A 24,364-nucleotide genomic window follows, 5' to 3' on the forward strand; every position below is an offset into this window, starting at 1 on the left:
ATACTGATGCTAACACGCAAAGTCCTGAACCAACGGCACTATAAACGATAATACTATTTATGAAACTGAATCGCTCAATGTTACCTGGAATACTCGTTTTACTCTGGGCGCTGATGGCAGCATTGCCTTTATATTGTTCCGCTTCAGATTTTCTTAAAGTGGATGGAACGAATATCAGGGACAGTTATGGCGCGGGCAAAGATGTGCATCTTTACGGCACCAATCTGGGTGGTTGGAAGGTTCACGAACCCTGGATGTCGCCATTAGCCGGCGCATCAAATGAGTGGGATGCGCGAAATATTCTTACCGCTCGTTTTGGTGAGACGGCTGTCAGTGATCTATACAATACTTATTGGAATTCCTGGATCACAGACATTGATTTTAAGAACATCGCCGACGCCGGTCTCAACTGTATCCGTTTGCCAATATATGCGCTTAACCATATCGATGATGAGGGCAACTGGAGACTGGACGATAATGGTGCCATTGATTTATCCCGGATTGAATGGACTGTAAACAAAGCCCAGGAATATGGGCTCTACACCATCCTTGATTTACATGGTGCTCCGGGGTCACAAAACGGCGCCCATCATTCGGGCCGGCAAAACGGCACGCTACTTTATTCCACTCCGCGCTATCAGAATCAACTGGTAGCGCTTTGGGAAACCCTTGCCACGCGCTTTAAAGGCAATGCGGCGGTGGCCGGTTATGACCTGCTGAATGAACCCTCAGGGACCTTTCCGGGAGCTATGGGGCCTGAGGTGGTTAATCTTTATGACCGTTTGTATCAGGCTATCCGAAAGATTGATCCCGACCATATCATCATTATGGAAGCTATCTGGTGGTGGGATACACTGCCCAATCCCCAAGAGAAAAATTGGGAAAACGTCGTCTATTCTTTGCACTATTACCAATGGCAAAACAATGACGACTTCGGAGTAATGAAAAGTGCTGTAGATGGATGGATACAGGATGCTAAAAAATGGAGTTCAGAATATAACGTGCCGCATTTTATAGGCGAATTCACGCTGTTCGGAAATACCGAATCCTGGAATTACGGACTTCAGCAATTTACAGAAACCGGCAGCCACTGGACCACCTGGTCTTATAAGGTGATGGGCCGCAATAACTGGGGCATGTACAACACAGCCGAACAAAACAGCAATGTTGTCAATATCGATACAGATGATTTAAACACGATCAAATACAAATGGGGTCAATGGAACACGCCAGACTATTTTTCACCCAACGCTACCGTCATCAACGCAATGCAAAAAGCAACCCTAGGCTTAAACCTGAAGCGACCCACTCAAGTCTTTACGGCTAAAGCAGAAAAACCGGTGCCACAAAACAATCCGGTGAAAGTAGAAGTAGCCTTTAAGTTTGCGGGTACGCAGACCTTACAAAATGAACGCCAGGAAGATACCTTAACGACTCTTAACGCAGAAGTAGAACAAAAACCGGCTGTCAGTGAATTAAATGTGGATGAAAAAATCAATATCGGCTTGCCACAGGATAAGGATCAACTGCACCAGGAAGTCAATGAGTTAAAAGCCAAAGTGGTGATGCTAGAGGACCTGAATGAACCCCTGCTTCAAGACCAGCAGGTATTGCAACAACATGACGCTATCCTTAAACAAAAAGACCTGGAAAACCATTCGGTAAAACTGAATAACTCATAAATTACCAGCCACACTGAACATTTAAGAGCGTGCTGAATAAGAAAAAAGTGGCTTCCAACTTGCCAGGTCAGTTGGAAGTTTATCGCTCATTGGCTAAAACCGAACCATTGGCCTAATTAGTTAATTTTTCTTTTACATATATTGCTGTCAAATAACCGGATATTGCGCCCCAAATTAACATATAAATACCGTGTAATATTATCTCAAAATTAAGTCTATAGACTTGTATATTGTAATCATACAGGTAATCCGCTATCACAATAAAAACCGTTATAACGAGAGCATTTTTGAGTGTAAGTGCTTTTGCATACCAAAAACTAACCCCTATGACAAGAAAACCCACCAAAAATCGTAGACTGGCATGGATTATCCAATCAAGATTGGGTAAATAAGTTTTTAGTAGCGCTACATTTAAAAAATAGAGCAGCACAGAGCCCGTAATAGTAGAAAAAATAATTATTTTCATGAGATGACCTTTGTTGATTTAGACAATATCTATAATTTTGTGTAACCACTTATTTTCAAACCGGGTAAAACGCTTCCCAGGAGACAAGAAAATGAGCGCTATCAGCAAAGATCTCATTATTATTTCCGCTTTGCAAGCGTTAGCAATAGCGGCAAAGTAACCGTGTGATTTAGCGGATCTAGTCAATGTTAATTAAAAATCACGGCAAAGCGGCTTTCATAAGTTGACTAACCGTTTTTACAAACTTTATTTTAACGGATATTGACACTGTAAAAAACAACGGATGTTTAAGAACGATACTACTGTAGACACCGTCGTCAGAAAGCACGTCATCAATGAATTTTTCTTATACTTTCAAGTTAGCAGTCCCTTTACCAACAACGGCTTTAGGAAGCAATAAGCGGATGAAAAACTTTTCGATTTCAACCAATATAAACACACTTGACGCGACAGCAACAATCATTTTCCAGGTCTGCCCGTCTATAGCAACCGTACCAAACAACACTTGCATGGACTGCCAATAGGTGAAAGCCATTTGAAACGTAATCAGTAACAGGATAGCAATCCATATCAGCCGGTTACCAAACAAACCCTGAAGATTGAGCACCGAATGATATAAGTAACGGCTATTGAAGACATAAAATATTTCAAACATTACCAGTGTATTTACAGCAACAGTCCGAGCCTTTTCAATCGACACTCCCAGTGCTTGTTCCCAGAGAAACAGACCAAAGGTACCGGCTACAATGATTAGTGACACGAATAGGATGCGCCAGATCAAAAACACCGAGAGTAATGGTTCATTAGGTTTCCGGGGCATGCGGCTCATAATATTTCGCTCCGGCGGTTCAAAAGCCAGTGTCAGCGCCAGAGTCACTGCAGTAATCATGTTCACCCAAAGTATTTGTACCGGAGTAATCGGTAGTGTTTCGCCCATAACGATAGCAGCAACGATAATAAACGCTTCACCGCCATTGGTAGGCAAAATAAAAATAATTGATTTTTTCAAATTGTCGTAAACACTGCGACCTTCTTCAACGGCATCAGCTATAGAAGCAAAATTGTCATCTGCCAACACCATTTCGCTAACTTCCTTAGCGACCTCGGTACCTTTTTTGCCCATTGCCACACCGACATCGGCGCGTTTAAGCGCCGGTGCATCATTAACGCCATCACCAGTCATTGCCACTATTTGCCCGTCGGCTTGCAGTGCCGTTACCAAGCGTAATTTATTTTCCGGACTGGCACGGGCAAAAACATCGACGTTGCGGATAGCGGCTTTAAATTCGCTATCCGTCATTCGATCGAGCTCTTCTCCACTCAGAACCGAGCCATTACCAATATTAATTTGTGCGGCAATTGCAATGGCCGTCGTTGCATGATCACCCGTGATCATTTTGACAAGAATGCCGGCGTTTTGACACTTAAGCACGGCTTTGATAGCTTCAGGACGCGGCGGGTCAATCATGCCGACAATACCCAGTAAAGTCAGGCCGGTTTCAACATCAGTCATGCCAATTTTCTTCTGGGTGGAAAGGACAGTTTTAAACGCAACCGCAAGCAGACGCTGGCCATGACTTGCAATTTCATTCATTGTTTGCTGCCACTGGGCAACATCAATAGGCACCTCTTCACCATCAATGCGTTGTAAACTGCACATGCCAAGCACCTGTTTAGGTGCGCCTTTGACAAACACAAAAGCATGGCCGCTAAGGTCGTGATGTAGCGTTGCCATATAACGACGTGCTGATTCGAACGGAATAACATCGGTACGGGGCATTTCCTGATTGAGAAAATCGGAATTGATCCCCGCTTTATGAGCCAGCGTAATCAAGGCACCTTCGGTAGGATCACCCTGTATAATCCAGTTCCCGAAGGTCTTTCCAACCTTGCGTTATTGCACAGTGCCGCAGCACGAACCAACTCATACAAATGCGAATAATCTTCTATGGTTGTAGTTTCGTCGATTATTTCAAAATCGCCTTCGGGGTTATAGCCGACACCGGCTACAGTAAATAGTTTGTTGTTAACGAGAACCGCTTTAACCGTCATTTCGTTACAAGTGAGGGTCCCGGTTTTATCAGAACAGATGACCGTAACAGAGCCTAACGTCTCAACTGCCGGTAAACGCAGTAGCGGTGTGGACAATTGAGGAACCGTGCGTAGCATGGAACTGATACGCACGATTTCGGTTTTATCACCAGTAGTGACGACCATGCCGAGCGCAGTACCGTAACTAATTAATGTACCCGAATAAACCAGACAAAATCGATCCCTCAAGGCAGCATTACTGTCGACAATCGCGGTGTTTTTTTCGATAGGTAAAGATTCTCCGGTGAGCATGGATTCATCGACACGCAAATTTTCAACCTGTAACAAACGCAAATCAGCCGGCACTTTGTCACCGCTTTTATCACGCCATACCATGGACTGTTGCGTGAGCATATGACGTATTGCATCCAGGGCCTTTTCCGCCTTGCCCTCTTGGATAAAACCGATCAGCGCATTAATCATTACCACGCTGATAACAACGCCGCTGTCAACCCAGTGCTAAATGGCTGCCGTTATAACCGCAGCAGCAAGTAATACATAAATAAGTACATTGTGAAATTGACTGAAAAAACGTTTGAGAGAGCCGCTACTGCTTGTTGGTGTCAGTTTGTTAAAGCCATAGTGTGTCAGTCGCTGTTGTGCCTCTTGCTGACTTAAGCCCTACTTACTACTGGCCAAAGCAGCACAAGTTTTATCCTGAGAAAGAGAATGCCATGAACAACTGTCTAATAGAGGCTTTTTTTTCATCATAACTGATCTTACTGGTGGTTTATATCGGCAAGCATCGCCAGCTCTTCTTTTTGATCTAAATCAACACCGACACTGACAATAAAACTGGTAACCGCTTCAATATTCATGCTCGATTTGACGACCTTTGATTGATGCACAATAAGCGTAAACCCGGAGGTTGGGTTGGGCGATGTTGGTACATAGACAATCAGCATTTCGCCTGCCTTGTTGGTGACATAGCCCGGTACCCATAAGCCTTCCTTGGGATATTCAAGAAACACAATTTCTTTGGCGACACTTTTTTCCTGATTACCCAGTAGATTGACCAATTTTGTACTGACTCTATAAATTGTCCGGATCATTGGTATACGATTAATCAGTAATTCTAACTGACGCAAAGCCCATAATTTTTCAGCTTTTGTCACCCTATAACCGGTGTAGGCAATAGTAATAAAAGACAGTGTGAAGGCCAGGGTAGTTACAAAGATATTGTTGGAATAGCCGTAAATATAAATAAAGAATTCTCTCAGGATGGTCTCCAAAAACACCATAACCTGAATAACGATAACTAACGGAATGACCGACAGAACCCCGACGATAAAGTATTTTAGGATTGATTTTATAAAAAAAAGCATGGTTAACTCCTGGTTCGATAAATAAGGGAATTTTTACAGAGGAATTTTGATAAATAGCCTTTACTAATAACAACAAACCTGTTTACTACTGCGATAGCATTTTCCAATTACAAAATAACGGCAGGTAAACGGGGTTCGTAAAAAGTTATTGTTGTCCAAGTACATGGTTAATTTTCTGGCTTAAATAAAAGATAAGTCTTTATTGATTCGGTTACCAACCAATCACCAAGCGACTTTTACTCGCAAGCGTCCATTTAAACAGGATAGCGATAGCCAGGCTTATCGCGATAACCAGCGGTACCGTCACCATGAAGCCAAGTGTTCCAGGAAGAAAATTGAAATGTTTAAAAACGGATAAATAATCAAAGAAATAAAGAATCCATGGATGTATAAAATAAATAGCAAAGCTGGTCGAGGCGAGATATTTTAAAAAAGGTATGTGTTTATCCTTAAATTTCTGTATTACCGATAACAGAAAAAAACACATCAGTATTTTTTGAAAAATAATCAAATCAATGCCCTCATAAGACAGCAGGTTTTCTTTATGAAAACTCCCATACTGCTTGTAGATTAAAACTTGTGCAGCTGATAGAACAATAACAGAAAGGCCTAAAATAAAACTTTTGCCTTTTAAAAAGTGAAATACCTCTGCCCTTTTTATAGAGCACATAATACCCATCATATAAATAGGAATGAAATAAATCACAGAATGAAAGGATGATAAATTATGCGCAGGGCGATGAACCAAGCTGGAAATGCATAAGAGAAAAATAAATAGCCACAGTTGGACCTTGATAGGTAGTTGTATTTGTTTAATAAAGAGCGGTGACAGCACAAAAATAATCATTATAAAAGGCACATACCAATAAGCATCCAATATGTTGCCTACCAACCAGTATTGGACGCATAGCCAGATATATTGATGCCAATCGTTTATTTGGTTAGTGATAAAAATTTCAGCATAAGGTGGACGATCCAAATAGAAAACAAAACAGGCAACACCTGCGAGCGTTAGCAAGGTGTAAGGTAGTAAAACATATTTCGCTTTTTTAAAAATAAATTGCTGGTACTGAAATGTAGGATAAAAAACATGATGAAAAAAGAAACCGGAAATAAACACAAACAAAATAGTGCCTCCGGTGATTAAGTTGGCAAACATTTTTTCATAAAATGAGTCTATAGCCCAGTACGTATAACAATGACCGGCAACTATAAATAATATGGCTAAACTTCTAAAATATTCAAATGACTTTACGTGCATGTTGTTCCATTAAAGTGGCTATTCTTATCGTAAGCATACTGTTCAAATGAGCTCAACAACAGTAATAACGGTCATAAAGAACGACCTACTGATGGTTTGGCTCTTGGTTAAGTTTTATTGGTCTTCAGTAGCCATCAAGATTTTTTGCGGTTACTTTAACTTTTCAAAGCTGGTCGCTAACAACCCCGATGCCATCATGGCGTCAAGTTCTGCCTCAATTTCGGTTACCAGCAGTTCCAGGTGATTTAATTTCATATCAGTGCTTGATCGTGAAGAATCCAGCAATTCTAATAAACCTGTTTTCCCCAAGCGATAGGCATCTTCGGCCATTTGCTTCAGGCTTGGCAAAGGTTTAAGTACAGTGCGTTCAAATTCGACCAAGGTTACCCGACGCCCATTCAGCACGGCCACTGCGCGTTCAAGCTCCTGCCGTGTGGTGGTTAACAGTAATTCTTTTCTAAGTTGAACGGCATGCTTTTCTGCAGAGGCTCTGGCCATACCACCCTGGCCACGATCAAATATCGGCAAATCGACGGATACGCCCGCATACGTTGCATTTCCGTAGGGTTGATCAGTAAAAGCGGTGCCCAGAAGTAGTGAGGGAACCGGCCAACGTTCACGACGAGCGCGATCGAGTCCTGAATCGGCAGCAATGATTTCTCGGTGCGCACTTTCAAGTTCCGGGTTATTTTGTTGGGCATGCAACCATAATTCGTTAATATCTGCCGTTATGCCAATAGGTACCAATAAACCTTTCGCTTGTGGCTTCCAATCGGGAAAACCCAACAACACACCCAGTTGACCAACAAGACCAACGTTATCACTCCGCGCACTTTCAAGACGCGTCTTGATATTATAAACTTCCTGATTGATGCGCATGACATCGTAACGACTGGCGGTTCCCGCCTTTTCTTTGCCGCTAATAATAGCCTGTAAGCGTTCCAGTTCTTGAGTGGCGACTTCAAATACGGCCAAGCGTTGCTGGCCGGCCAGTAATTGCACAAACAATAGCCATGTTTTGTGAAGCAATCGATGGTATTCAATTGCGACATCGGCTTCGGCAACGTCGACCCGCCGTTCTGCGGTATCTTTACGTGCACCACGCTGGCCAGCCAATAACACGGGAACTTCGACGGTAATATTTTGTTGCGAAGACCCATCGAACTGGGTATTCCTGCGACCACCCGCCTGATCATAACGGCCATAACTGACTTTGGGATTGGGCAGAACATCTGCGGCCACAACTTCAGCTTGAGCTGCTTCAATTTGAGTTTGGGCAACGGCATAACGAGGACTTTTTTCTTTAACAATGGTCAATAGTTGGTGAATCGATACTTCATTAGGCAATACCTTGTTTTCTCTTTCATTTTCCGAGAAAACGGCCGCGCTGTTAAGCAATAGCATGCCAAGTAACCATACTTTTATCGTGTTGACGGATACTTTACTTTTTAAATAATACTTGATCATCATTGCGTTTCCATTAATTCATCAGCTTCTTCGGGCGTTAGCAGCTGTTTTGGCGTCAGTAGTGTGTAAATAACCGGCAATATAAACATGGCCATCAAAAAAGTGGTTAACATGCCGCCAACGATAACCACCGCGAACGGGCGTTGCGTTTCACTGCCAATACTGGTGGATAACGCCATGGGCAATAAGCCCAGTAACGCCAGTAATGAGGCCATTAATACCGAGCGTAACCGCCGTGTCGCGCCTTCCCTGATAGCGTCCATCAATTCCAAACCATTACGGCGCATGTCTTCTGTTGCACTAAGTACCAACAAGCCCATTAAACAAACCTGACCCAACAAGGCAATAAACCCGATCGCCGCACTGACTGATAATGGAATACCCGTCAGTAATAAAGCGAACACTCCGCCCGTCATCGCAAACGGTGTAACCATTAAAATCGCCGCAGCGCTGCGTGCCGATTGCAGTGCGCTGTACAGTAAGCCCAGAACGATCAATACGGCGATGGGCACAACCACGCCAAGCCGGGCCATAGCCCGCTGCTGGTTTTCAAATTCGCCGCCCCAGAGCAAAAAATGACCGTCTGGCACATTGACTTTTTCTGCGACTAAAGCCATCGCTTCATGGACAATTGAGCCTAAATCGCGATCTTCAACATTGAATTTGAGCGCCATGTAACGACTGTTAGCTTCACGCTCAATAGACGTTCTCCCGCGTGCGATGTCGATAGTTGCCAAATCCCGCAAGGGAATATAGGCCGCTGATGGGCTGACAATATTAATATTACTGATTTTTTCGATATCATTACGTTCAGTTGCCGGAAGTATCAAGCGAATAGGCACCGGTCGTTCAGCCTCCCATAATTCAGCGACAACCCTCCCCGCCATGCCGATTTCAATCGTGTCTTGTACACTATCGACATCAAGACCATTGCGTGCCAGAGCCGCGCGATCCAGCGTAATCTGTAGCTGTGGCACTTGGGATTCACGATAAAGATCCAAATCAATGACACCAGCAACATTAGCCAATACCAACTTTACCGCTTCCAGCGTATCGCGCATTTTTTCAAGGTCGGGGCCATAAATTTTCAGCACGACTTTACCGCGCACGCCACTAACAGCTTCTTCCACATTATCTTTAATCGGTTGCGAGAAATTAAAGCGCACTCCCGGTATTTCTTCCAGCGAGGTACGCATGGCATCCACCAGCTTTTCTTTGTGCCAACCTTTACGCCATTGATCGTGCGGCTTGAGATGCGCGAAAGTTTCACTCATATTGACGCCTTCGTTATCAGTACCGTCCTCGGAGCGGCCTTGTTGGCTTAAAACGCCAATAACTTCGGGGTATTGCAGCAGGCGACGACGCATATCCAGTAAAATATCCTGGCCTTTTTCCAGGGCAACACTGGATGGCATTTCAACGAACACATGAACATCCCCTTCATCCAGTTCCGGTAAAAACTCAGTACCCAGTCGGGTTCCCGACACCATGCCAGCGAGCAGTAACAGCATTGCCAAGCCTAATGACAAGGTACGATGACGTAAAGTTGAATCCAGTAATCGCGAATAGCCTTGGCGCAGTTGCACCAAAAACCGGGGCTCTGTAATTAAGGTATGTTTAGGCTGAATAAAGGTGGCACATAATGCCGGAACCAGGAATAAAGCAAAGACCAGTCCGCCTGCCAAGGCAAAGCTGTAGGTCATTGCCAATGGACGAAATATCCGCCCTTCGACCCGTTCCAGGGTAAACACCGGTATTAACGCGGCAATGATGATCAACATCGCAAAGAAAGCCGGCTTGGCAACATCATAGGCAGCATCGGCAATCAAATTCAGCATTTCCCGGCGCGTCTGTGGTTTGCGCTGCGCCGCCTGGTGCATGACGTTTTCCATTAATACCACCGCACCATCCAAAATAATGCCAAAATCAATCGCGCCCATGGAAATCAGGTTGGCCGGCATCCCTAACTGATATAGCCCTAAAAAAGCGACCAATAGCGACAAGGGGATGACGGTGGCAACAATCAGCGAACCACGAATGCTGCGCAAAAATAACCAGACCACGCCCACCACCAGAAAAAAGCCGTGTAGTAAATTTTCAAACACCGTATGCAAGGTATTACTGACCAGATCAGCCCGATCGAGAAAGGGTACGATGCGCATACCGGTCGGCAGAATACTGGCATTCAATTCATCTACTTTGCCATGCAAAGCATCGAGTACCTGAGAAGGATTTTGACCGCGTCGTAGCAATACAATACCTTCCACCACCTCTTTTTGTTCATCAATGCCTACCGTTCCCCGGCGTGGCGTATAGGCTTGCACCAAACGGGCAACATCGCCAACGGTGACCGGTGTTCCATCGCGATTTTTCAACACGATTTTTTTGATATCTTCCGGTGAAAGTAAATTACCTACCCCACGTACGACCATCTCCTGATCGCCGTAACTGAGAAAACCTGCACCGACATTACGATTAGATTTTTCAATAGCGATACCGACTTCTGCCAACGTTAAGCCCAAAGATTCGATGCGATCCGGATCAATTTCGATGTGGATTTCTTTATAATAACCACCAAACGTCAGTACATCGGCAACACCAGAAATTTGCCGTAAAGCACGTGAGACATTCCATTCCATTTCCGAACGCAATTCATAAAGGGAATGGCGATCGCTAACCAAGGTAAATTTATAAATCTCACCCAATGGGGTGTAATCGGGAGCCAATACCGGCACCACGATCTCGGGTAATTGCGCACCGGAAATTCGTTGGGAGATTTCTGTCCGGGAATGAAAACTGTCAATGTGATCTTCAAAAGTAACGGTAATTAATGATAAACCGAACAAACTCTGACTGCGCATTTGAATCATGTCCGGCGTACCGTTTAACACCCGCTCCAAAGGCACTGTTACTTGGCGTTCAACTTCCTCCGGCGCGTAACCGGGCATCAGACTAATCACGGTAACTTGGGTATTAGTAACGTCGGGGTAGGCCTCAATCGGTGTTTCCAGAAAAGCATGTATGCCAAAAATAGCAATCACCAGTGCCAGAGCAATAACAGCAAAGCGTCTATGAACACAGCGTTCGATGAGTGTTTTTAACATGGCAAACGCCTCCTATAACAGCATGGCAGCTTGAGAATCAAGCAGTAAGGTTCCCGAAATAACTACCCGCTCACCCTCACCAAGACCGCTAAGCATCGGCACTTGACCATCGCGCGCCTGACCGATAACAACATGGCGTGGTTCAAACAGTCCGTCAGTCCTTTCCACATAAACTACCGTTTGTTTTTTATCTTTGATGAGCACCGCAGTGGTCGGCAACACAATACGGCGCAGGCCTGCTGTCTCTATCGATGCCCTGCCAAACATGCCGGGTTTGAGGGTTAAATTGGCATCATCAAGTTCAATAAAAACCGCACCACGGCGCAGGTCGGATTGCATCGCGGCACTGACGGCGACCACGCGACCCGAGACCGGTTCTGGCAACGCGTTTATTTGCAATAATGCCTTGGCACCTTTTTCTATTAGTGAGAAATCGTTGTCGAATACATCAGCTATAATCCACAGTGCTCCGGGTTGACCCAGTTCAAAAAGCACCGCACCGGCTTCCACAGCGGCACCAATCGATGTGTTAACGCGTAATACCACGCCGTTAATCGGTGCCCGTAATACCACGGATTGGCCAGTACCATCACCCAACAATCGAACCGCTTGCACACTGCGCTGATAATCCACGCGTGCTTGCCAGTGTTGCACATCCGCCTCTGCGCGTTCTATTTCCAGCCCCACGCCGCTTTTTTTCATTATAGCCTGGCGTTTGGCGCGATCTTCGGTATGCTGTAGCTCAGCTTTTGCGCGAGCAACATCTGCACGCATTTGCGCAGCCATGGGGCTTTCCAGTGTGGCCAATGCAGCACCTGCCTTAACATGGTCTCCGACTTGGACGTTAATTGTGCCAAGACGGCCAGCAACGACAGTGCCCACCGTCGATAGCGCCTTGGCACGAAACTCTACCCGGGACGGCGCTTGCACGGTCGCCGTGAAGGTTTGCGGACTAACTGCTGCGACAGTAATGTAAGGACGCGATGCTATTGGAATCGAAATGGCTTTCTGTTTATCAGTGGATTCCGCTTGCGACGCTTGAGTACTTTCTGCTGAAACAACCGATGCTTGTTTGCGATCAGTTTCCTCAGCAATCGGCTTTGTACAACCGTTAAGCAACAAGAGAGGAATAAAAATAACCAATAAATAATCGCGCATGATAGTGTCTGTCTATATTTAATAAGATGATGCTGTAAACATATCAATAATCGTGCCAGAAATATAAACGCCAGGCATTTATCTTGTTATGAGCGTATCTATCCAACACACTACACTGTTTTTATTGAAAAATAATTTTATCCAATAGCGGGCCGTTCACTTGGTTGACTACCGTTTGTTATCTTTGAAAGTAATTGCTGTCATTGCATATGTTGCGATATACTGCAAACCACTGTAGCAAATTACAACAGTTCAGGTTTCATGCGCATTTCCACTAAACTCACTTTCTCGTTAACCGCCATTGGCTTACTTATCTTTATTGCTTATGGGTTCTACCATCTGTCAATTGAGCAAAGGGATTTAACCCGGGTTATCTGTCGGCAAACCAAACTACTCGGTAAAGGCATGCAAATCGCTATTGAAAATGCCATGCGGGATAAGCAGTTAGCAGACATCACAGAATTGCTGAAAGGTCTTGAACAAATTGAACCCGAATTAAAAGTGCGGGTTTATGATGATCAGGGGCAGAGCTTCCCCGATATTATCGGTAATTCTTACCCAAGCGATTTCCAGAAAAGGCTTAATGTTGCTTTGCAAGACGATGCAGATGATCAGTTCTTTTATCCAGAAAATGCCCCTGAATATATTACGTTGATTTTGCCGCTACAAAATACACAAGGTAAAAAGCGGGGGGTTTTGGTGTTTGTACGTACCTTGTATGAAATGCACCGCGACCTTGATGTGACCAAGCGTAATTTGGCTATTTCCACACTTGCTTTTGTTTTAATTGCCGCGCCTCTTTGTACAGTAATTGGTATGGTTTACATTGGTTGGCCCTTACAACGACTGGCTAATGGTATGAAACGAATACGTGACGGCGATTTTTCGCCGTTACCACTCATTAATCAAAAAGATGAAATTGGTATTTTGTTAAAGGCATTCAATGCTATGGCGGCAGAATTAGCCATTGCTCAACAAAAACTTAAACAAGAAGCCCAATCTCGCCGTCATCTCCAGACGGGGCTTGAAGACGCGGACAAATTGATTACCATCGGGCAATTATCTGCTGGACTGGCTCATGAAATTGGTTCACCGTTACAGATATTAAAAGGTCGGGGAGAGCATTTGTTGTTGTGTGCCGACCAACCTGAAGAGGTCATTCGTCATGCGCGCATATTGGTGTCCCAAACTGAACGAATCACGCGTATTGTTCAACAACTACTGGAATTTGCCAGACGCAGACCGGCTAACATCACCTGTATTGATCTACGTGAACCTGTTAATGCTGTGCTCAATTTATTGGCATATGAAGCCCAAAAAAAACACGTTGAACTACGCTTAACAGCCTCAAAAGACCTTCCCTTGATCCTGGCTGATAGCGACGGTATTCAGCAAATTATTTTAAACCTGATTACCAATGCCTTATCGGCAAGCTCTGACGGCGGGCACATTATTGTGACTATTGAACGGCAGCCACTCAGGCCTAATCCGGTTAACAACCAGGCGACCGAAACCGTACAACTTATTATCAAGGATAACGGCTGTGGAATGCCGCCGGAAACACTAAAATATCTGTTTGAGCCATTTTTCACCACCCGGCATGAACAAGGGGGTGTCGGACTTGGGCTTGCCGTTGCTCACAGTCTTGTTAAGGCACATCACGGCAGTATTAAAGCCGAAAGTAGCCTGGGTACAGGCAGTACCTTTACCATCATATTACCTGTGGAGAAACCCTATAATGGCGCTAATTAATCAAGCAACACAAAAAAACAGGCAATTGCTGGTTATTGATGACGAGAGCGATGTTATCGATTACTTGACTGAAATGCTTAATGACAATGGTTATAAAGCGAGCGGTGAAACTGATCCACAACGGGCCTTGCAACGTTTGGAAACAGAGCATTTTGATTTGGTGATCAGCGATATAGAAATGCCCGGTATGCGTGGTCTGGATTTGATGTCGGCTATTCATGCCCGAAAGCCCGAGCAGTTAATTCTATTGATGACTGCTTTTGGCAGTATTGATTTAGGGGTACGCAGTTTACAGGCAGGGGCTTGTGGTTTTGTAACCAAACCGTTTTCTTTAAATGACTTGTTGGCCTCCATTGAACGGGCGTTTAACGACCGACAAATGCACAGGGAAATTGTCCGTGTTGGTACGCCAGATCAAAATCCCACGCCGCGTGGCTTGATTGCAGAAAGTCCCAACATGAAAAAAATACTGCAACTTGCCGGTCGGGCCGCCAAGATCAACTCCCCGGTACTGCTAACGGGTGAAAGTGGTGTCGGTAAAGGTGCTTTAGCACGCTTTATTCATGAACATAGTCCACAGGCTAACGGCCCTTTTCTACAAATCAACTGTGCAGCATTACCGTTTACTTTAGTGGAAAGTGAATTGTTTGGTGTCCGTAAAGGTGCTTACACGGATGCCCGTGAACACCGCCCAGGATTATTTGTTGAAGCCGAGGGTGGCACACTGTTTCTGGATGAAATTGCCGAAATGCCTTTGGCAATTCAACCCAAGTTATTACAAGCACTGGAAACAGGCAAGGTAAGACCCGTAGGAGCGGCCAGCGAAGTTGCCACCCATGTGCGCATTATTGCTGCGACTAACCAACCTATTGAAAAAGCCTTACAAAACGGCTTGATACGCCCGGATCTTTACTATCGCCTTAATGTTATTCGTTTGGACATTCCACCATTAAGAGAACGTCTGCCTGATTTGGAGTATCTGGTTGATCATTTATTGCAGAATGCCCAAACAAAATTACAACGACAAATAAAAGGTATCTCTGCCGAAGCCATGAGATGGATTCGGGCTTACCCATGGCCCGGGAATGTACGTGAATTAGCTAATACATTGGAGAGGGCGGTTGCTTTGACCGAGCATGATACGATCCTGCTGGAAGATTTGGCTCAGGCTACGCAGCTACCTATTGAGAGTAATTTTTCAGGTAATGCGGCAACTCACTCAATGACTCTGGCAGAATTAGAAATTAACTATATCCACCGCATTTTGGAAATAACCCAAGGCAACAAAGCGCAAGCGGCTAAAATATTAGGGATTGATCGAGGCACACTTTATCGGAAGTTGGGCGATGAAATTTAATTAAGGATTTAGCGAGGTAAAACGACGTAGTAATTCCAATCCGTCAATATCAGGCAAGCCTAAATCAAGCTATCATCTAAAATAACATTGTCTTATCAATACCTTCGCCAAAATTTAAGCCGCTCTTGCATGAATCCTGCCAATTTCTGCGGCTTGGAAGATACGGTCGTCGATTAAAAATGTGTCATCATTTTTGTCCAACGAATTAATAATCCGCTGCGTGTATTTTCGGGCTCTGAAGATGGTTTTCAAATCCAGCATACTGCCCTTGTTGGTTCCCTCTATTTTTGCCGATAAAAGCGGTGAAAAAGTGACCATGAACAAGGAGAAGTTAGCCGCATTGTTGACTTGCGTTTCTTTGACATTCATAAAATCTCCCAACCCCCAATATTGCTTGGCATCGCGGAAGTTAAACTCGATTTGAAACCGCAAAGCGTAGTAGCTGATCAATTTTTCACTGGCCAGTGTCAGGTCATCACTAAACAACAGTACCTTTGCGATCCGTCCTGTTTTTAGGTTGGTCTTTACAATGATGGCGACATTGAGCAATTCAGGAAAGTTTTTGTGCCAAACGTGTACCTGATAGGTACACGTTTGAATGCCTTTTTCCACGGCCTCCGATTTCCGATGCGCGTCCGTTAATGTTTCCAGTGTTAGTTTTTCACCGTATTTACGCGGCTTACCTTTTCCTGAATACTCGCCCGAGTAGGGCAAGTAAAGCGTTGAATCATGGCGTAGCTTGCAAATAAGGTGTAGCCCCGTTTGTATAACGGCTTGTAGGCCAGCATTGTTGCCCAGTGCGCCATCGTAAACAAAGTAGACGATTCCCAAATTCAACCCTATCAACGTTAATACCGCATTAATACAGGCTTGCAACTGTCGTTGAAAAGACCATAGTTTAACAACTTTCCGGTTTTTGTTAACACTGCCCTTAGGCCTGCCAGGTTTCGAGTTTTTTGGTTTAACGGCCTTGGGCGCACTGGTTTGAACATCGCCACGTACCAGCTATTCGGTGATTAAAGGGTAAGCCGTCCGTGTTTCGACAGATAACAATGACAGGTTTAAAAAACACAGCCCAGGCAATGGCTTGTTGTAAATCGAAGAAAAAAAACCCCTAAGCCATGCGTTTCTTTCCCTGATTTGGTCACCATGACCTCATCCCCAATCAGCAACCATATACCTTTAGTTTCCTGTGTATGTTGCTTTATGAGTTGTCAACGTAACGCTGACCACGCTATTTTTCTTTAAAAAAACGCTGTACCGTCCGATAGCTGCCATCCTTTTCAGTCCAACGCGACAAACTCAGCATGGTTACCCGCCCCGTCATCGACAGCATGGCTTCAATAAGCAGGGTCATCTGCTTTAGCGTGCAGGCTTTTAAATGTGGACTTACGGTATTTAGTATTGCTATGATTTCGTTCATGGTCAGTTTGGCTGCGAATGCTCTGTTAGAAGCGGTATTCTACCTTCTCTGACCTTTCTCCTTCCTCCGATATCTGTAAATTACTCATCCCAATTGGCGAAGGTATTGCTTGTATCAATAAAATGTTCATAAATCCGATACAACTGCCATTAAAAGTTGGTGAAAGAAAAAGGCTTTAGAATTACGTCTAAGCAATAAGCTGATAGTAAAATAAAGTACCATAGAGTTTAAAAGCAGGGTCTCAAAGTATAAGACTGGTATTTATAAAAAGTTTTCCTTTGGATAAGTTGTGAGCTATAAGCTTTTATAAATTAAATTTCTAATTCACGCCGCTGTAATACTACATAGAAATTATTTATCAGAGAATCTATATAAACAAATTAATTTCAATTAACTTCACCGGACTATTAATATGATACACAAACACAAGCAGTATTATTTTCGTCATTTAAAAAATGATATTCCTGCCGGAATTGTCGTATTTTTAGTGGCTTTGCCTTTATGTTTAGGAATAGCTCTGGCATCTGGTGCGCCCTTGTTTTCTGGTTTAATCGGTGGCCTAGTTGGTGGACTTATTGTCGCTTGGTTAAGCGGCTCACAACTGGCAATTTCTGGCCCAGCAGCCGGTTTAACCGTCATTGTGCTCAATGCCATTGAAACCTTGGGTGGTTTTCAGGGCATGCTCGTCGCCTGTATTTTAGCGGGTATCATGCAGCTTTGTTTGGGCTATCTAAGGGCTGGTATTATTGGCGCATTTTTTCCCTCTGCAGTCATTGAAGGTATGCTGGCTGCCATCGGTTTAATTCTGATTATCAAGCAAATTCCTCATGCAATAGGTTACGACAGTAGTTATGAAGGTGATGAGAGCTACATGAAAGAAACGGCTGAATCCAGTTTTATGGAGTTATTTCATGCATTTAATGGTGTATCTCCTGGCTCTGCTGTTATCAGTGTTGTCGCGATACTGTTGCTGATGCTATGGGGCACAACATGGTTTAAAAAACAAAAGCTGTTAAAACTGATTCCCGGAGCATTGGTTGCTGTAATTTGGGGTGTTAGCTATAATTTGCTTGCTCTACGGTTTTCCCCAGAGTGGGCTGTTAGCAGCAACCATTTGGTCAGCTTGCCTGTTTCAGAAAAAATAACCGACTTTTTCAACAATTTTTCGCTACCAAACGCTAGTTATCTGGATCATCTGAGTAACCCACAGATTTATGTGGTCGCCGTAACTATTGCAATTATCGCCAGTCTGGAAAGTTTATTAAGCCTTGAGGCAACCGATAAGATGGATCCCTTGAAACGTATCGGCCCCACTAACAGAGAGCTTAAAGCGCAAGGCGTCGGTAATATCGTTAGCGGCTTACTTGGTGGTTTGCCCATAACAGCGGTTATCGTGCGCAGCGCGGCTAACATCAATGCTGGCGGGCAAACTTGTGTAGCCTGCTTCACTCATGGCGTCTGCTTGTTGCTTAGCGTTATGTTTTTGGCGCACTACTTAAACTATATCCCCTTGGCTTGTTTGGCGGCTATCTTGTTGCATACCGGATACAGACTGGCTAATCCGCTTTTATTCAAGGCGTTTTACCGGAAAGGCATGAGCCAATTTCTGCCGTTTGTCATCACTGTTATTGCTATTCTCGCTACTGATTTATTAAAAGGCATGGCTATCGGGATGGTTATTGGCTTGTTTTTTGTCATTAAGACCAATTATCATGCTGCCATTACCTTGACTCAAGATGGCGCACATTATTTGTTGGCGCTAAACAAGGATGTTTCCTTTCTGAATAAAGCGCTATTGAGAAAATTTATTTTGAGTATTCCCGAGCAAAGCACGGTTACTATTGATGCAAGTAATACTAAGTTTATTGATCACGATATTTTGGAAACAATTGAAGATTTTCTGGCCACTGCGCCGGACGACAACATTTTAGTTAAAGTCATTGATCTACATGGCAAAGAAAAAATCAAAAAGCACGAGGCCGTGGTGATATTAAATGGCAGTGCCGAGAAAACGGACGCGGCGCTTATTGGTGCTGAACAAAAACTATTGAAACACTAACATCTGATAATTTATACAATAAACATTTTTCCTAAATTGTGATGGGCGCTTTTTTGGGGATGCTTTGGTGCTTTGAACGACTGTTCCTCAAGTCATCCAGCGGACGCAAACGTTACAATGTCCTCGGAGCATTTAGTGTAAAAGGCACCGATTTGGTCACCATAACCAATGATGCTTATATAAACTCTGATACGATTGTGGATCTTATCAAGCTCAATCAAGAATACACCGACATCCCATTGACACTCATTATGGACAACGCGCGTTACCAACCATGCACCAAGGTAACTGAACACGCCGAGTTACTGGGTATCAACATCCTTTTTCTGCCGCCTTACTCGCCTAATTTGAACTTGATTGAGCGCTTGTGGAAGTTTACAAAAAAGAAGTGCCTATACAATCGGTATCATGAGACATTTTGCGATTTCAAGGAAGCCATTGACGACTGCATTGATAAGGTGAAATCCACCTTCAAAGAACAAGTAAAAACACTTTTAAATCCAAAATTCCAGCTATTTCGAAAATCCGCAGGCGTGACCGCGTGAGGTATAGTTTCAGGCTGCCCCACCGCCATTGCTAGACGAAGCTTTGTCACAGTCATTTTGAATGGTCACCCACCTACTCTACCGCAAGCACGAATCGATGCTCTGTTTGATGGACACTGACAGACGAGGATCGGCCGGCCATTGAATTAAAGGGTATACCAAACTTCTAGATAACTGGTTTCTATTCGTAACTTAACAGTTAAGATACTGATAGAATTGCTACGCATAAACGCGCTGAGAAAAGGTTATTTTATAGAGTAGATCGCGGTAACTTGCTGAGACAAGTAATAAATACCCATTTATAAAGAAATTAGCCGAGTTTGCGGTATAAAGTACTTCGGTCTAATCCGAGTATCCGAGCCGCTTGAATTTTATTGCCACCGGTTACTTCTAAAACATGGTGAATGTAAGCTTGCTGAATATCATCTACCGTCCATCCTTGTATTATAGCTAAGTCCAGAAAACCTTTGTCGCTGACCGGTATTTTCGATGCCTGGGCCAAATCTTCTAATAAAATGGTATCGTGTTCGGCAAGTACGATAGCGCGTTCCAAGGTATTGGCAAGCTCCCGGATATTACCCGGCCAATGATAGGCGCGAATCCAACGTAACACTTCCATCGAAATATTAACCGATCCTTGTTTGCCAAGACGTAGACAAATTGTATCGATTAATGTCTTGGTTAACTCGTCAAGATCCTCCTTACGCTCTCTTAACGGTGGCACTTCAAGATTAATCACATTCAGTCGATGATAAAGATCGGAGCGAAATTGCTTGTCGTTGACGCGCTGCTCCAGAGGCTGATGGGTAGCGGCAATTAAGCGGACATTGACCTCAGTTTCTTTAGTATCGCCCAACGCACGGACTTTTCCGCTTTCCAATACGCGCAGTAACTTAGGTTGTATTTCTAAAGGTAGTTCAGCAATTTCATCAAGAAATAGCGTCCCTAAATTGGCTTGTGAAAACAAACCTGGCCTATCTTTGCTGGCATCGGTAAAAGCCCCTTTACGGGCACCGAACAATTCACTTTCCACTAAACTGTGTGGCAATGCAGCGCAATTAACGGCGATAAAAGGCCCTAGATTATTTTGACTGTTGTTATGGATCCAATGGGCCAATGCGCTTTTTCCGGTACCGCTTTCGCCCGTTAGGAGTATCGTTGAATTTACTACCGCCGCCCGTTTTGCCATACTCAACAATTGCTGCATACATGGGCTATGGGTTATAAAGATGCTCGAGTCGCTATTTTTATCACCGATATAGCCTATTTTTACTGCCGTACGCCGCATTTGCCGATCTTCAAGTGCATGTGTCACGGCAGAATAAAGATCTTCGATACGAAAAGGCTTGGTTAAAAAGTCGCATGCACCTGCACGTATACTTTGCATCGCTAAATCAATGGAACCAAAGCCTGTCATTAGTAATACCAACTGTTCAGGCCGTTTATGGTGTATAGCAGCCATTAATTCCAGTCCACGCATCCCAGGCATGATAATGTCTGATATCACAAGGTCAAAGGGCTCAATTTTGATCGCTTTAAGTGCTTCAGCAGTTTCTGTAAATCCGATGACCGAATAATTAACCTGTCGTAACATGTCAGTTAGATAATCAACAACACCTGGATCGTCGTCAATCACTAAAAGTCGACCACTTGTTGTCATCATAGAAATTTTCTCCAGGGCAATTGAATGATAAATAGGCTACCTTTTCCAAGTTCTGATTCGGCCATGACGCTACCGCCCATTTCAGTAACTAATGTCTTGACCACAGCCAAACCAAGACCAGTGCCACCTTGTCTGCTACGAGTAGTAAAGAAGTGTTCAAAAATCTGGGCGAGATGTTCCTGGGCAATTCCTGTACCCGTATCGCCTACGGTAAGTTTTAGCGACGGAATTGTTTGCTCAGCATAGATAATCGAAGCCTGGGATAACTCGATAGTTATCGCGCCTGTATTAACAATGGCTGCTAACGCATTGGTGAGCAAGTTTAAAACGACCTGTTGGATACTATCTTTGTTAATAGATATTAGCGGCAACGACTCGGGGTGTACAAAAGTCATTGCTACTTCTTGACGCCGAGCTTCAAAACCCAGCATATCAATAACTTCAGCAATAGCTGCGATAGCATCACAGCTCACAGGCTCAGCCGAACTGCGGGGCGTAAAATCCAGGAGACGCTGGACTATTCGTGTGATACGGTCAGTTTGATCGACTAATATGTTGGCAATGCGGCGCACCTCATCATAATCATCATTGCACTTCGCGAGAGCCCTTGCCCTGCCGTTAACAATTTGTAATGGTGAGCCAATTTCGTGAGCAAATCCAGCTGATAAATGACCGAGCGTAATTAATTTATCCGCGTCTTGTAATGCCCTTTGTAGTTTCTGCCGATGTTCTGTTTCAACATCCAGTCGACGGTAAGCCGAAAATAACTCGGCAGTCATCCGGTTAAATTCTTGTGTCACAGAAGCCAGTTCATCTTTACCATATACAGGTAAAGGTTTTGGGGGGTCTGTGCTGTACCTAAAAGCCCGCATGGCCTGACGAAGTCTTTGTAGGGGTAGAGAAATATAGATATGGCCTAATAAAAGGCAAAGCAAGGAAGTGAACAGAATGAAAGTAATGAAAGATAAAAGAATATAGGTTTTGGTTTTACTTAACTTTTCATTCATCATTTTCAGTGATTTTACGACGGCCACATTGCCACGTAAAGCACTTGATACTTCATTAAAGGGCATTGAAAAAATAAATAAGTAGGGTTCTTCCTCTGGATAATAAAATTGTTTCAGCTCACCATCCCTTGCCGCCTGATATAAAGCCTCTTCGACTTTTTCCGGCCAGACCAAGCTTTCTGCATCCAAACTAATGACACTGCGGTTTTGAATATAGATGCGGACGTCGACAGAGGGTTTGATACGTTCTAATTGCTGCATCAGTTTTTGCACGTCTCCAGTGTCATGATCACGCAACGAGTTTTCGACTGAAACCAGCAAGCTGTTGGCTAATAAACGCGTGTCTTGTTCTACGGTATCTCGTAAATCCTGCGATTCAGATCGAATTTGATACGTTCCATAAATACCAAAAACTATCAAACTTAAGGCAAATAAGGAAATCGCTAATTTATAAATAATAGGCATAATGAGATATTTTCCACTTAATTGTTGCAAAATGCAACGTTACCATAACGTAAAACTTGTAACTATTTAAAGTAACCTTATGAAATATAGCAAGAAATATAGAAAAAAATATATGGCGTGTTTTTTGCTGATAGAATCTAAGAGACTATAAATAATTTCTATCATCATTACAATTTTGTTCAAAAAAATAACTGATTTTTTATGTATATAAAATTACTTTTGATAACCGCTTACTCCCCCTTCACGGATTCAGTTTGGATGCTATTAATGGATGGATTGAAAAAAGTAACAGTAACGCTCAGTGAACAGGTTAAAAAATCCTTCCAGTTCAATTTCATCTGTTTGAACAATCCGCATCCGTGACTGAATGAAACATAACCACGCAATTTGTGCCATGGATAAAAACTCTACTTTGCATAACTACTAAAAATGAAAATTAGCCAAATACTGTTCCTTGCCTTGTGCTTAATTACGGCATCTTGTGACTCAAAAAAAGAAGCCAATACTATCGATACATATGAGGTGGTAACACCCCTAGTTAAAGATGCCACCTACAGTAACGAATATGTAGCCGAAATTCACTCGGTGAAATACGTCGAGATTAGAAGCAAAATTAAAGGCTACGTCGAAAAAATTTATGTGGACGAAGGCCAATCGGCAAAAGAAGGACAATTATTATTTAAACTTAACTATTTAACATTTGAAAAAGAATTGCAAAAAGCGAACGCGGCTCATAAAAGTTCTGTAGCCGCATTGAAGGCTACCGAAGTGGAATTAGCTAATGTGAAGCGGTTGGTGGAAAAAGAAATTATTTCTGAAACGGAGCTTGATGTAGCTAAAGCAAAAGTAGACGCTTTAAAAGCCGGCGTGGAAGAGGCTTTGGCAAACAAGGAGCAGGTAGCCTTAAAGCTATCATATTCACAAATAAAAGCGCCATTCAACGGCTTTATCAACCGTATTCCGAATAAAGTGGGAAGCTTGATAACGGAAGGCGATATGTTGACTTCTATTTCTAACAGTCAGGAGGTATTTGCTTATTTCAACCTATCGGAAACCGATTATCTTAATTACATTTCTGCCGGGGGAGAAAAGACAAAAATAGTGAGTTTAAAACTTGCCAATAATGCTCTCTATGATCACGAGGGAGAAATAGAAATGATTGAAAGCGAATTTGACCGCGCAACAGGTAATATTGCTTTTAGGGCAAGGTTTCCAAATCCGGATGGACTTTTAAAACATGGTTCGAATGGCAAGGTGATTGTAAACAAAGAACTTAAAAATGCTTTGCTAATTCCTCAAAAATCAACTTTTGAAATTCAAGACAAGCTTTATGTTTTCGTCGTTAATCAAGATAGTGTCCTGGAGCAAAGGAATATCATCCCCAAAATGCGGCTGCCAGATTTTTATATCGTGGAATCCGGCTTGTCTAAAGAAGAAAAGATACTGTTCGAGGGAGTTGATAATGTAAAGGATGGTAACAAAATACATTCCGTTGAAGTCGATTTGGCAACAGCTATGATGCCAAACAGTAAAGATTAA

19 protein-coding genes are annotated in these 24,364 nt (G+C 43.5%); 6 read left to right on the forward strand and 13 right to left on the reverse strand.

Annotation, left to right across the window (positions count from 1 at the left end; translation table 11 throughout):
* Window positions 1-59 precede the first annotated feature (59 nt).
* Window positions 60-1,682 carry a glycoside hydrolase family 5 protein gene (locus KKZ03_RS15735; protein ID WP_243217750.1) on the forward strand — a complete coding sequence of 541 codons (1,623 nt, stop codon included), beginning with the start codon at window positions 60-62 and terminating at the stop codon, window positions 1,680-1,682.
* 112 nt (window positions 1,683-1,794) lie between these two features.
* Here KKZ03_RS15735 and KKZ03_RS15740 read toward each other — a convergent pair whose 3' ends face one another.
* From KKZ03_RS15740 to KKZ03_RS15780, 9 genes are all read right to left on the reverse strand, one after another.
* Window positions 1,795-2,148, reverse strand: a complete 354-nt coding sequence (locus tag KKZ03_RS15740) for a hypothetical protein (RefSeq protein ID WP_243217751.1) — start codon at window positions 2,146-2,148, stop codon at window positions 1,795-1,797.
* Window positions 2,149-2,494: 346 nt separating this feature from the next.
* Complete coding sequence (locus tag KKZ03_RS15745) at window positions 2,495-3,982, reverse strand: HAD-IC family P-type ATPase (RefSeq protein ID WP_243217752.1); 1,488 nt, start codon at window positions 3,980-3,982, stop codon at window positions 2,495-2,497.
* Window positions 3,979-4,662 (reverse strand): hypothetical protein, encoded by a 684-nt coding sequence (locus tag KKZ03_RS15750; RefSeq protein WP_243217753.1) that lies wholly within the window; start codon window positions 4,660-4,662, stop codon window positions 3,979-3,981. Before KKZ03_RS15750 ends, KKZ03_RS15745 begins: the two co-directional genes overlap by 4 nt.
* A 36-nt stretch (window positions 4,663-4,698) precedes the next feature.
* The gene (locus KKZ03_RS15755) at window positions 4,699-4,830 is read right to left on the reverse strand and encodes a cation-transporting P-type ATPase (protein WP_371744904.1); all 132 of its coding nucleotides are present in this window, start codon (window positions 4,828-4,830) and stop codon (window positions 4,699-4,701) included.
* A 128-nt stretch (window positions 4,831-4,958) separates the two neighbouring features.
* On the reverse strand, window positions 4,959-5,564 hold the full coding sequence (locus KKZ03_RS15760) for a DUF502 domain-containing protein (RefSeq protein ID WP_243217754.1): 606 nt from the start codon (window positions 5,562-5,564) through the stop codon (window positions 4,959-4,961).
* Window positions 5,565-5,775: 211 nt separating this feature from the next.
* Window positions 5,776-6,825, reverse strand: a complete 1,050-nt coding sequence (locus KKZ03_RS15765; protein WP_243217755.1) for an acyltransferase — start codon at window positions 6,823-6,825, stop codon at window positions 5,776-5,778.
* Window positions 6,826-6,975: 150 nt separating this feature from the next.
* Window positions 6,976-8,295 (reverse strand): TolC family protein, encoded by a 1,320-nt coding sequence (locus KKZ03_RS15770; RefSeq protein WP_243217756.1) that lies wholly within the window; start codon window positions 8,293-8,295, stop codon window positions 6,976-6,978.
* The gene (locus KKZ03_RS15775; RefSeq protein ID WP_243217757.1) at window positions 8,292-11,396 is read right to left on the reverse strand and encodes an efflux RND transporter permease subunit; all 3,105 of its coding nucleotides are present in this window, start codon (window positions 11,394-11,396) and stop codon (window positions 8,292-8,294) included. Before KKZ03_RS15775 ends, KKZ03_RS15770 begins: the two co-directional genes overlap by 4 nt.
* Before the next feature lie 12 nt (window positions 11,397-11,408).
* The gene (locus tag KKZ03_RS15780) at window positions 11,409-12,554 is read right to left on the reverse strand and encodes an efflux RND transporter periplasmic adaptor subunit (RefSeq protein WP_243217758.1); all 1,146 of its coding nucleotides are present in this window, start codon (window positions 12,552-12,554) and stop codon (window positions 11,409-11,411) included.
* A gap of 261 nt (window positions 12,555-12,815) precedes the next feature.
* On the opposite strand from KKZ03_RS15780, the gene KKZ03_RS15785 reads away from it, so the two are divergent.
* Complete coding sequence (locus KKZ03_RS15785) at window positions 12,816-14,306, forward strand: ATP-binding protein (RefSeq protein WP_243217759.1); 1,491 nt, start codon at window positions 12,816-12,818, stop codon at window positions 14,304-14,306.
* Window positions 14,293-15,663, forward strand: coding sequence for a sigma-54 dependent transcriptional regulator (locus KKZ03_RS15790; RefSeq protein WP_243217760.1), 1,371 nt, complete (start codon window positions 14,293-14,295; stop codon window positions 15,661-15,663). The genes KKZ03_RS15785 and KKZ03_RS15790 overlap by 14 nt, the downstream gene beginning before the upstream one ends.
* Window positions 15,664-15,777: 114 nt before the next feature.
* Here KKZ03_RS15790 and KKZ03_RS15795 read toward each other — a convergent pair whose 3' ends face one another.
* On the reverse strand, window positions 15,778-16,668 hold the full coding sequence (locus KKZ03_RS15795) for a transposase (RefSeq protein ID WP_243221649.1): 891 nt from the start codon (window positions 16,666-16,668) through the stop codon (window positions 15,778-15,780).
* Window positions 16,669-16,897: 229 nt separating this feature from the next.
* Window positions 16,898-17,086, reverse strand: a complete 189-nt coding sequence (locus KKZ03_RS15800; protein WP_243217761.1) for a transposase — start codon at window positions 17,084-17,086, stop codon at window positions 16,898-16,900.
* Window positions 17,087-17,498: 412 nt separating this feature from the next.
* On the opposite strand from KKZ03_RS15800, the gene KKZ03_RS15805 reads away from it, so the two are divergent.
* A complete protein-coding gene (locus KKZ03_RS15805) occupies window positions 17,499-19,145 on the forward strand; it encodes a SulP family inorganic anion transporter (RefSeq protein WP_243217762.1) in 1,647 nt (548 codons plus the stop codon).
* Between the two features lie 59 nt (window positions 19,146-19,204).
* Complete coding sequence (locus KKZ03_RS15810; RefSeq protein WP_243217763.1) at window positions 19,205-19,690, forward strand: transposase; 486 nt, start codon at window positions 19,205-19,207, stop codon at window positions 19,688-19,690.
* A gap of 310 nt (window positions 19,691-20,000) precedes the next feature.
* Here the strand turns inward: KKZ03_RS15810 and KKZ03_RS15815 are convergent, their stop codons facing one another.
* Window positions 20,001-21,353: a sigma-54 dependent transcriptional regulator gene (locus KKZ03_RS15815; protein WP_243217764.1), complete on the reverse strand. Its 1,353-nt coding sequence runs from the start codon at window positions 21,351-21,353 to the stop codon at window positions 20,001-20,003.
* Entirely contained in the window at window positions 21,350-22,825 is a 1,476-nt protein-coding gene (locus tag KKZ03_RS15820; protein WP_243217765.1) for an ATP-binding protein, read from the reverse strand. The genes KKZ03_RS15815 and KKZ03_RS15820 overlap by 4 nt, the downstream gene beginning before the upstream one ends.
* Window positions 22,826-23,254: 429 nt before the next feature.
* Here KKZ03_RS15820 and KKZ03_RS15825 point away from each other — a divergent pair, with 429 nt between their 5' ends.
* Window positions 23,255-24,364, forward strand: coding sequence for an efflux RND transporter periplasmic adaptor subunit (locus tag KKZ03_RS15825; RefSeq protein WP_243217766.1), 1,110 nt, complete (start codon window positions 23,255-23,257; stop codon window positions 24,362-24,364).

Origin of the sequence: Methylobacter sp. S3L5C, from assembly GCF_022788635.1 — a bacterium.
In the GTDB taxonomy this organism is placed as follows: Bacteria; Pseudomonadota; Gammaproteobacteria; order Methylococcales; family Methylomonadaceae; genus Methylobacter_C.

Coding starts and splice junctions, on each gene's coding strand:
- KKZ03_RS15735 (WP_243217750.1), top strand. CDS start 60: ATGAAACTGAATCGCTCAATGTTACCTGGAATACTCGTTTTACTCTGG.
- KKZ03_RS15740 (WP_243217751.1), bottom strand. CDS start 2,148: ATGAAAATAATTATTTTTTCTACTATTACGGGCTCTGTGCTGCTCTAT.
- KKZ03_RS15750 (WP_243217753.1), bottom strand. CDS start 4,662: ATGATTAATGCGCTGATCGGTTTTATCCAAGAGGGCAAGGCGGAAAAG.
- KKZ03_RS15760 (WP_243217754.1), bottom strand. CDS start 5,564: ATGCTTTTTTTTATAAAATCAATCCTAAAATACTTTATCGTCGGGGTT.
- KKZ03_RS15765 (WP_243217755.1), bottom strand. CDS start 6,825: ATGCACGTAAAGTCATTTGAATATTTTAGAAGTTTAGCCATATTATTT.
- KKZ03_RS15770 (WP_243217756.1), bottom strand. CDS start 8,295: ATGATGATCAAGTATTATTTAAAAAGTAAAGTATCCGTCAACACGATA.
- KKZ03_RS15775 (WP_243217757.1), bottom strand. CDS start 11,396: ATGTTAAAAACACTCATCGAACGCTGTGTTCATAGACGCTTTGCTGTT.
- KKZ03_RS15780 (WP_243217758.1), bottom strand. CDS start 12,554: ATGCGCGATTATTTATTGGTTATTTTTATTCCTCTCTTGTTGCTTAAC.
- KKZ03_RS15785 (WP_243217759.1), top strand. CDS start 12,816: ATGCGCATTTCCACTAAACTCACTTTCTCGTTAACCGCCATTGGCTTA.
- KKZ03_RS15790 (WP_243217760.1), top strand. CDS start 14,293: ATGGCGCTAATTAATCAAGCAACACAAAAAAACAGGCAATTGCTGGTT.
- KKZ03_RS15800 (WP_243217761.1), bottom strand. CDS start 17,086: ATGAACGAAATCATAGCAATACTAAATACCGTAAGTCCACATTTAAAA.
- KKZ03_RS15805 (WP_243217762.1), top strand. CDS start 17,499: ATGATACACAAACACAAGCAGTATTATTTTCGTCATTTAAAAAATGAT.
- KKZ03_RS15810 (WP_243217763.1), top strand. CDS start 19,205: ATGCTTTGGTGCTTTGAACGACTGTTCCTCAAGTCATCCAGCGGACGC.
- KKZ03_RS15815 (WP_243217764.1), bottom strand. CDS start 21,353: ATGATGACAACAAGTGGTCGACTTTTAGTGATTGACGACGATCCAGGT.
- KKZ03_RS15820 (WP_243217765.1), bottom strand. CDS start 22,825: ATGCCTATTATTTATAAATTAGCGATTTCCTTATTTGCCTTAAGTTTG.
- KKZ03_RS15825 (WP_243217766.1), top strand. CDS start 23,255: ATGAAAATTAGCCAAATACTGTTCCTTGCCTTGTGCTTAATTACGGCA.